This is a genomic window from Kitasatospora sp. NPDC056327, assembly GCF_042261735.1.
In the GTDB taxonomy this organism is placed as follows: Bacteria; Actinomycetota; Actinomycetes; order Streptomycetales; family Streptomycetaceae; genus Kitasatospora.
Window position 1 is genome coordinate 1 of record NZ_JBHJRC010000357.1, and the last position, 7,899, is coordinate 7,899.

Here is a 7,899-nt window from a genome sequence, read left to right on the forward strand (position 1 = left end):
GGGGGCCGGGCCGTTCCGTCGTTCCGACGGCCGGTCCGCGGACCGGCCGTCGGCGGACCGTCAGTGGAAGAAGTGACGGGTGCCGGTGAGGTACATGGTCACCCCGGCCTCGGCGGCGGCGGCGATCACCTCTTCGTCGCGGATCGAGCCGCCCGGCTGGACGATCGCCCGGACGCCGGCGGCGATCAGGATCGCCGGGCCGTCCGCGAAGGGGAAGAAGGCGTCGGAGGCCGCGTAGGCGCCCTTGGCCCGCTCGCCGGCCCGCTCGACCGCGAGCTTGCAGGAGTCGACCCGGTTGACCTGGCCCATGCCGACGCCCACCGAGGCGCCGTCCTTGGCCAGCAGGATCGCGTTGGACTTGACGGCCCGGCAGGCCCGCCAGGCGAAGGCCAGCTCGGCCAGCTCGGCCCCGGACAGCGCCTCACCGGTGGCCAGCGTCCAGGTCGCCGGGTCGTCGCCCTCGGCGTGCACCCGGTCGGCGTCCTGGAGCAGCACGCCGCCGGAGACCGGGCGCACCTCCTGGCGGTTGGCCGGGGCCCCGGGGGCGAGCAGCACCCGCAGGTTCTTCTTGCGGGCCAGCACCTCGACCGCGCCGTCCTCGTAACCGGGGGCCACCACGACCTCGGTGAAGATCGGGGCGATCTGCTCGGCCAGCGCCACGGTGACCGGGCGGTTGACCGCGATCACGCCGCCGTACGCGGAGACCGGGTCGCACTCGTGCGCCTTGCGGTGCGCCTCGGCGACGTCGGCGCCGGTCCCGATGCCGCAGGGGTTGGCGTGCTTGATGATCGCGACGGCCGGCTCGGCGTGGTCGTAGGCGGCGCGGCGGGCGGCGTCGGTGTCGACGTAGTTGTTGTACGACATCTCCTTGCCGTGGAGCTGCCGCGCGCCGGCCAGACCGCCGCTGCCGTCGGTGTACAGCGCGGCGCCCTGGTGCGGGTTCTCCCCGTAGCGCAGCACGTTCTGGCGCTCGTAGGCGGAGCCGAGGAAGGCCGGGAAGGCGTCCTCGGTCTCCGTGTAGCCGGACTCCCCGAACCAGTTGGCCACCGCGACGTCGTAGGCGGCGGTGTGCGCGAAGGCCTGGGCGGCCAGCCGCTTGCGGGTCAGCAGGTCGAAGCCGCCCTGCCCGACGGCCGCGAGCACGTCCTGGTAGCGGGCCGGGTCGACCACGACGGCCACCGAGGGGTGGTTCTTGGCCGCGGCGCGGACCATGCTCGGGCCGCCGATGTCGATCTGCTCGACGCACTCGTCCGGGGTCGCGCCGGAGGCGACGGTGGCCTTGAACGGGTAGAGGTTCACCACGACCAGGTCGAAGGGCTCGACGCCCAGCTCGGCCAGCTGCGCGCGGTGCGACTCCAGCCGCAGGTCGGCGAGCACGCCGGCGTGCACCCGCGGGTGCAGCGTCTTGACGCGCCCGTCCAGGCACTCCGGGAAGCCGGTCAGCTCGGAGACCTCGGTCACCGGGACGCCGGCGGCGGCGATCCGGCCGGCGGTGGAGCCGGTGGAGACGATGGCGACCCCGGCGGCGTGCAGGCCCTGGGCCAGCTCCTCCAGGCCGGTCTTGTCGTACACGCTGATCAGCGCGCGGCGGATCGGCCGGACGTTCTCGGAGACGGGAGTGGTGGTGGGGGCGGCGCTCATGCCGGGATCCATACCTTTCGGTCCTCGATGCGGTGACCTTCGCGGGCCAGCCGGCCCACGACGTCGACGAGCAGCTTGCGCTCGACAGTCTTGATGCGCTCGTGCAGCGCCTCGCCGCCATCGGCGTGATCGGCGTCGAGGACCTCCACGACGCCCTGCGCGATGATCGGCCCGGTGTCGACGCCGGCGTCGACCAGGTGGACGGTGCAGCCGGTGACCCTCACCCCGTACGCGAGCGCGTCGGTGACGCCGTGGGCGCCGGGGAAGGAGGGCAGCAGCGCGGGGTGGGTGTTGACGATCCGTCCGGCGAAGGCCGCGACGAACGCGGGGCCGAGGATCTTCATGAAGCCGGCCGTGACGACCAGGTCCGGCTCGTGGGCGGCGACGGAGGCGGTCAGCGCGCGGTCCCAGTCCGCCCGGTCGGCGTGGTCCTTCACCCGGTGCACGAACACCGGCAGACCGGCGCGCCCGGCGCGCTCCAGGCCGGCGATGCCGTCGCGGTCCGCTCCGACCGCGAGGATCTCCGCGCCGTACGCGGGGTCGGCGACCGCGTCGATCAGCGCCTGGAGGTTGGTGCCGGAGCCGGAGACCAGCACCACCAGACGGGCCGGTCCGGGCGTGCGGGGCGGGAACTGCTGAGCGGGGGCGGCGGCCACTGCGCGATTCTCCGTAGGTCGGGCGCCGCGCGCTGGTACGTCCACCGGTGGTGGGGCCACTACGAACGGCAGGTCGAGCGAGGGGGAACTCCTGGAGAACCCGCCGCGACGCGGGCGCCCGGGGAACCCGTGGGAGCTGCTGACCGTCACCACGATAACGGCTGGTCGGACGGCCTCCGAAACACCGCCGGGGGCTACGCGCGTAGCTGAGACGGGGATCTCGCCGGGCCGTCCGCGGGCCGTCCACCGCCCCCGGAGGTCCGGCGCGCGGGCGCACGCCCGGCGATCCGGGACGCGCCCGGAGCCCCCGCCGGGGCCTGCGGGAACATAGGGTGGCGCGGGCACCCGCCCCACCGACCGAGAAGGAATGGCCGAACCATGAGCAGCGGTGACGACACCGGCGAGCGCAACCCCTTCGCGCCGCCGCCGGCGGATGCCCCCGACCAGCCGTGGCGACCGCGTGCTCCCCGGACCGACGACGGGTCCGACCGCCCCGAGGGGCAGGACGGCGACCAGGACGAGCGTCCGCCCGTCCCGCCGCCGCACCCGTGGAGCCCCGGTTACCAGGGCGGCGGCTGGAACCCCCGCCCGCCGGCGCCGCAGCCGCCCCGGCTCGACCCCAACGACCCCGCCCAGCGCAAGGCCCGCAACGCCGCGCTGGCCGGCATGGGGGCGCTGGTCTGCGCGTTCGCCGCGCTGCACTACGTCGCCCTGTTCGTCGGCGCGCTGGCCATCGTCTGGGGCGTCTCCGCGATGCGCTCCCCCCGGCCGGCCGCCACCGGCGACACCGCGGGCGCACCGGCCCCCGCCGGACCGGCCCCGACCGCCTCCAACCCGCTGACCCCGGCCGCCCTGGCCGGCATCCTCACCGGCGCCATGACGGTGGTCTTCGTCTCCGCCGTCCTCGGCCTCGCCCTGTACTACAACGACTACGTCACCTGCGTGCGGGACTCCCTCACCTCCAGTGCCACCGACGGCTGCGACCGGCTCGCCCCGCAGTGGTACGTGGACATCACCAAGCAGAGCGAGTAGCCCCGGCCGCCGGCCCGGGCGGGCGGGTCCGGTCAGCCGGCCGCGCCGGCACCGCCCCGCGGGCCGCCCGGGGTGCCGGAAAGTCGGGCGACCACCGCGTGAGCGCGGGCGCGCAGCAGGAGCGCACCCCGGCGCGCGGTCACGGCGAGCGCCCCGGACCCGGGCGTCGTCCCGCCGCCTGCCGCCCGCAGCAGCCGGAAGCGGGTCAGCAGCGCGGCCGGGGCCGCCACCGCCGTCACCCAGCCCGCCGCCGCCAGGCCGGTCCACCACGGCACCGGCCCCAGCCCGGCCATCCGGCCCCCGGCCAGCGCCCCGCCGGAGAGCCAGCCGAGCGCCGCCGCCGCACCGCCGACCAGGAGCGCGGCCGCCAGCACCGCCGCCAGGGTGGCCCCCGGTGTCCACCCGCCGCCGGGCCGGACCGCACCCGCGGACCGCACCCCGCCGACCGCCGCCGCCCGGCCGAGCAGCAGCCCCGGCGCCACGCCCGCCAGCGCGGGCAGCACGCACACCACCAGCCGCCACCCGCCCGCGCCCGGCTCCGGGAACAGCGCGAACAGCGGGAACTCCGGTACCGGCCCCAGCACCGTGCGCACCGGCGACACCAGCGTCCCCGCGCCCACCGCGAAACCCGGCCCCAGCGCGTACGCCGCGCCCCACAGCACCGTGTTCGGCAGCAGCACCAGGCTCAGCAGCAGCACCCCCGCCACCGCCGCCGGGCCGCCTGCGAAGAGCCCCGGCGAACCGCTCCCCGAGGCCGCGGCCGACACCGCCGCCCCCGCCACCACCAGGCCGCCGACCGCCAGCAGTCCCGCCCCCGCCGCCAGCGCTGCCGTCCGGACCGCCACCTCGCCGCCCGCCGGCCGGAGCGCCTCCGGCAGCCCGGCCAGGGCCCGCGCCAGGACTCCCCCGACGCCCGGCGGGGCCATCGGGGCCGGCGCGCCCCGGCGGGCACCGGCCGCCACCGCCGCGCCGGCCACCAGGGCGACCACCACGAGGTCCGGCAGCACCCGGGCCCGGAACTCCCCCGCCCCGGCGCACTGCGCCACCACCGCGCACCCCACCGCGCAGTACCCCGCCCAGACCGCCGCCGCGCCGCTGCCCCCCGGCCGCCCGGCACGCCTCGCCGCCACCCGGCCGGCCGCCCGGGACAGCTGGCCCACCGCCAGCAGGCCCAGCAGCAGCGGCGTGACCGTCAACGGCGCCTCGGCCGCCCCGCGCAGCACCGGCGCACCGTGCGCCAGCAGCCACAACGCCGCCGCCAGCCGCACCGCACCGGCCGCGCCGTCGTCCGCGTACGGCGTCACCACCCAGAGCCCGAGCACCGGCACACCGACCGCGCAGAGCCCCAGCAGCGCCGTCCGGACACCGGTGAGCAGGGCGGACAGGACGGGCCTTGAACCCAGTTCGCCCGGTGTTTCCAGCATCGGACGGCCCGTCAGCTGTGTCATGGGCTTCATCGTGCCAAGGCGACTCGCCATGCTCGGTGAAGAGGCAAACCGCCGGGGTGTCCCAGATTATTGGCTTATGCGCATTTTCAGACCATGCCCGCCCGCTGCCGCGACCGCCCCGGCCAGGAGCGTCTGATGACCAAGCCCCCGACCACCGAACGCCACGGCAACCAGCCGGCGTCCGCCCCCGCGTCCGGGCCCGGGCCCGCGGCGCAGAGCCGCAGTGGGAGGGGGCGCCCCGGAAAGGGCCGGGCCGGACACGGCCGGGCCGCCGCCGGGGCGGGCGACACGCCCCCCGAGGAGGCGACCGCGGCGCTGCTGCGCCGTCTGACGGCACGTGAGGCGCAGGCCTTCGCCCACCTCGCGGCCGGCCGGGACCTCACCGAGACCGCCGCCGCCCTCGGCGTCGCCCCCACCACCGCCCGCAGCTACCAGCACCGGGCCCTGCGCAAACTCGGCGCCCGCACCCAGGCCGAGATCACCGCCCTCGCCGCCCTGCTGCCCGCCCCGGAGGCGACGGGGGCGGGGGGCCCGGGAGCGGGGGACGACGGCGGCGCGTCCGGCGCCGGGGCGGCGGGACGGTCGGGGGCGGCGGGACGGCAGGCCGCCACGGGCACGGGGGGCGGGGGCGGCGGCGGGCTTCCCCGCGACGCGCGCGACGGCCGACCGGCGACGGAGGCGGCCGACGCCCCGGGCGGCGCGCCCGCGCGCGCTGCGGGCACGGACGTCGGGCAGCCGCACGACCGCGGCCCGGCAGCCGGCGGCGACTCGTCACCACCCGCCGCCACAGGCGCGAACGGCGAGCACGCGGAGGAGGCCCCCACCGCCGACAGGGCCGGCGCAGGCGCGGACGGCGAACCGGCAGCTGGCGGCAACCGGTCCTCCGCCGGCGCCGCGGCGGCCGCCGCGTCACCACCCGCGAGCGCAGGCACGGACGGCGGACGCGCGGACGACGCCTCGACCGGCCCGAGCACCGGTACCGCCGCGAACCGCGGGCGGCCGGACGGCGGCGGCCCGGCAGCCGGTGCCGTCCGGCCCCCGGCCGGCACCGCGCCGGCCGGTCCGTCACGACGCTCCGCCCCGAGCGCGGACGGCGGGCACACGGACGAGGCCGTCGCCGCTCCGCCGCCGGCCGGCACGTCCGGCCCGGCGGTGCACACCGCCGGCGCCCGGGCCGGCGGCAACCGGCCGCAGGGCGTGCGGGCGGGCCGGGTCACCGGGGCGGATCCCGGCTCAGGTCACCCTGCGGGCACGGACCGGCCGACCCCGGCCGGCGACACCGGCCGCCCGCAGGGCGTGCGGGCGGGCCGGGTCACCGGGGCGGATCCCGGCCCAGGTCACCCTGCGGGCACGGACCGGCCGACCCCGGCCAGCGACACCGACCGAGCGGCGCGCGAACGGCCGGCGGACGGGCGGCCTGCCGGAATCTCCCCCGCGGAAGCGGAACGCGCGGCCGGCCGCGCCGCCGGTCCCCGGCCGGCCGGCCCCGTCCCCGAACCCACGGCCGCACGCGCCGACGGGCGGGCGAGCGGGGCCGCCTCCGGGGAACCCCCGGGTCAGGCCGCTCGGACCCGGTCGACGCCCGGCGCCGAGGAGCCGGTGGCCGACCGGGAGGCGCAATCGGCCGGAGCCGCCGAAGCGGCCGCCCACCGGCCGGCGGCGAACGGGCGCGCGGCGAGGCGCCGGGACCGGCGGACCAAGGACAAGCGGGCGACGGCCGGGCAGGCCGGGGCCGCCGGCGCGAGGCCGGGGGCCCCCGGCACGGTCGGCGGCGTCCGTCCGGCACCCGCGCCGACCGCACCGGCCCCCGCCGGAACCACCGGTGCCGGTGCCGGTGCCGGCACCGAACGGGAACCGACCCGGCCGCGCCACGACGACGGCCGGCCGACGAACACCGCCGCCCCCACCGGGCCCGGGGCCTCCGGCGGCGGACAGGAACCGACCCGACGGCCCCGCACCACCGAGCACACCGCACCCACCACCGGACAGCCGCCCGCCCCGCAGCCCCCCACCGACGCGGAGGCCGGGTTCGACGCGCTGTACGAGGCCGCGCACACCCGCCTGGTGCAACAGGTGTTCCTGCTCACCGCCTGCAAGCACCGCTCCGTGCACTGCGTCGGGCGGGCGTTCGGGGAGGCCCGCCGCCGGTGGGTCCCGGTGGCCGCCGGGGGCGATCCGGAGGGGTGGGTGCGGGCGCGTGCGTTCGAGCTGGCGTTGTCGCCGTGGCACCGGGGCGGGCCGCGGCGGTCCCACGTGTGGCGGCTGCCGCACCGCCGGATCAGGGTGCGTCCGGCCGACGAGGCCCAGGCGGTGCTGCCCGACCACGACCGCCTCACCGACCGGGACCGCGCCCTGCTCAAGGCGCTCCGCCGGCTGCCCCGGCCGCGGCGCCGGGCGCTGGTGCTGCACGACGGCCTGGGGCTGCCGGCCGCCGCGGTGGCGGTGGAGGTGGAGTCGACGCTCGCGGCCGCCGAGGGCCGGGTGTGGGCGGCCCGGGCGGCCCTGGCGCACTGGGTGCCGGAGCTGGTCGGGCCGGACCCGGCGGAGGACGGGTTCGCCGACCGGCTGTCCGTGCTGCTGCACCGGGCGGCGGTGCGCGGGGTGCCGGAGCCGCACCGGGCACCGGTGCCGGTGCTGCGGGCCCGGCACGGGCTGGTGAACGCGGGCCGGACGGGGGCGGCGGCGCTGCTGACGGTCGCGGTCGGCGGCGCGGTGGCGGCGACGCTGGCGGGCGGGGGGCCGGGTGAACTGTTCCGGCCGCCCGGTCCGCCACCGCCCTCGCTCTGCGCGGCGTTCCCGACCCTCGCCACCGAGCCGGAGGCGCTGCTGCCGCTGCTGCCGGCCGGGACGCCGGCCGGCATCCTCAGCCTCTGGTGCTCCCCGACGCCGGGGCTGGAGCCGGTGGTGATGGATCCGCCGCCGCCCCGGCCCGACGACCCGTACCGGCCGCCGACGGGCGGGCGGGTCACCGAGGCGCTGCCCCCGCCGGGCGCGGCGGCCGGGTCGCCGCACGGCTGCGCCCCGTGGTCCCTGCGGCCCTGCGCGGCCGCGGGCTGAGCCCCCTCGCGGGCCCGCGCCCGGCGGGAGGCCGTCGGGGAGAACCCCGCGCCCCCGCCCGGAGG

Annotated in this window: 5 protein-coding genes; 2 read left to right on the forward strand and 3 right to left on the reverse strand. The window is 79.2% G+C overall.

The window, feature by feature from the left end; genetic code table 11:
• Positions 1 to 60: 60 nt before the first annotated feature.
• On the reverse strand, positions 61 to 1,641 hold the full coding sequence (purH, locus tag ACFCX4_RS32490; protein WP_376150399.1) for a bifunctional phosphoribosylaminoimidazolecarboxamide formyltransferase/IMP cyclohydrolase: 1,581 nt from the start codon (positions 1,639 to 1,641) through the stop codon (positions 61 to 63).
• Complete coding sequence (gene purN / locus ACFCX4_RS32495) at positions 1,638 to 2,297, reverse strand: phosphoribosylglycinamide formyltransferase (RefSeq protein ID WP_376150401.1); 660 nt, start codon at positions 2,295 to 2,297, stop codon at positions 1,638 to 1,640. The genes purH and purN overlap by 4 nt, the downstream gene beginning before the upstream one ends.
• A gap of 378 nt (positions 2,298 to 2,675) precedes the next feature.
• Between purN and ACFCX4_RS32500 the strand changes: the two genes are divergently transcribed.
• On the forward strand, positions 2,676 to 3,329 hold the full coding sequence (locus ACFCX4_RS32500; RefSeq protein WP_376150403.1) for a hypothetical protein: 654 nt from the start codon (positions 2,676 to 2,678) through the stop codon (positions 3,327 to 3,329).
• A 32-nt stretch (positions 3,330 to 3,361) separates the two neighbouring features.
• Here the strand turns inward: ACFCX4_RS32500 and ACFCX4_RS32505 are convergent, their stop codons facing one another.
• On the reverse strand, positions 3,362 to 4,777 hold the full coding sequence (locus ACFCX4_RS32505; protein ID WP_376150405.1) for a DUF6350 family protein: 1,416 nt from the start codon (positions 4,775 to 4,777) through the stop codon (positions 3,362 to 3,364).
• 135 nt (positions 4,778 to 4,912) lie between these two features.
• Between ACFCX4_RS32505 and ACFCX4_RS32510 the strand changes: the two genes are divergently transcribed.
• Positions 4,913 to 7,834: a LuxR C-terminal-related transcriptional regulator gene (locus tag ACFCX4_RS32510; RefSeq protein WP_376150407.1), complete on the forward strand. Its 2,922-nt coding sequence runs from the start codon at positions 4,913 to 4,915 to the stop codon at positions 7,832 to 7,834.
• Positions 7,835 to 7,899: the final 65 nt, after the last annotated feature.

Coding starts and splice junctions, on each gene's coding strand:
- purH (WP_376150399.1), bottom strand. CDS start 1,641: ATGAGCGCCGCCCCCACCACCACTCCCGTCTCCGAGAACGTCCGGCCG.
- ACFCX4_RS32500 (WP_376150403.1), top strand. CDS start 2,676: ATGAGCAGCGGTGACGACACCGGCGAGCGCAACCCCTTCGCGCCGCCG.
- ACFCX4_RS32505 (WP_376150405.1), bottom strand. CDS start 4,777: ATGACACAGCTGACGGGCCGTCCGATGCTGGAAACACCGGGCGAACTG.
- ACFCX4_RS32510 (WP_376150407.1), top strand. CDS start 4,913: ATGACCAAGCCCCCGACCACCGAACGCCACGGCAACCAGCCGGCGTCC.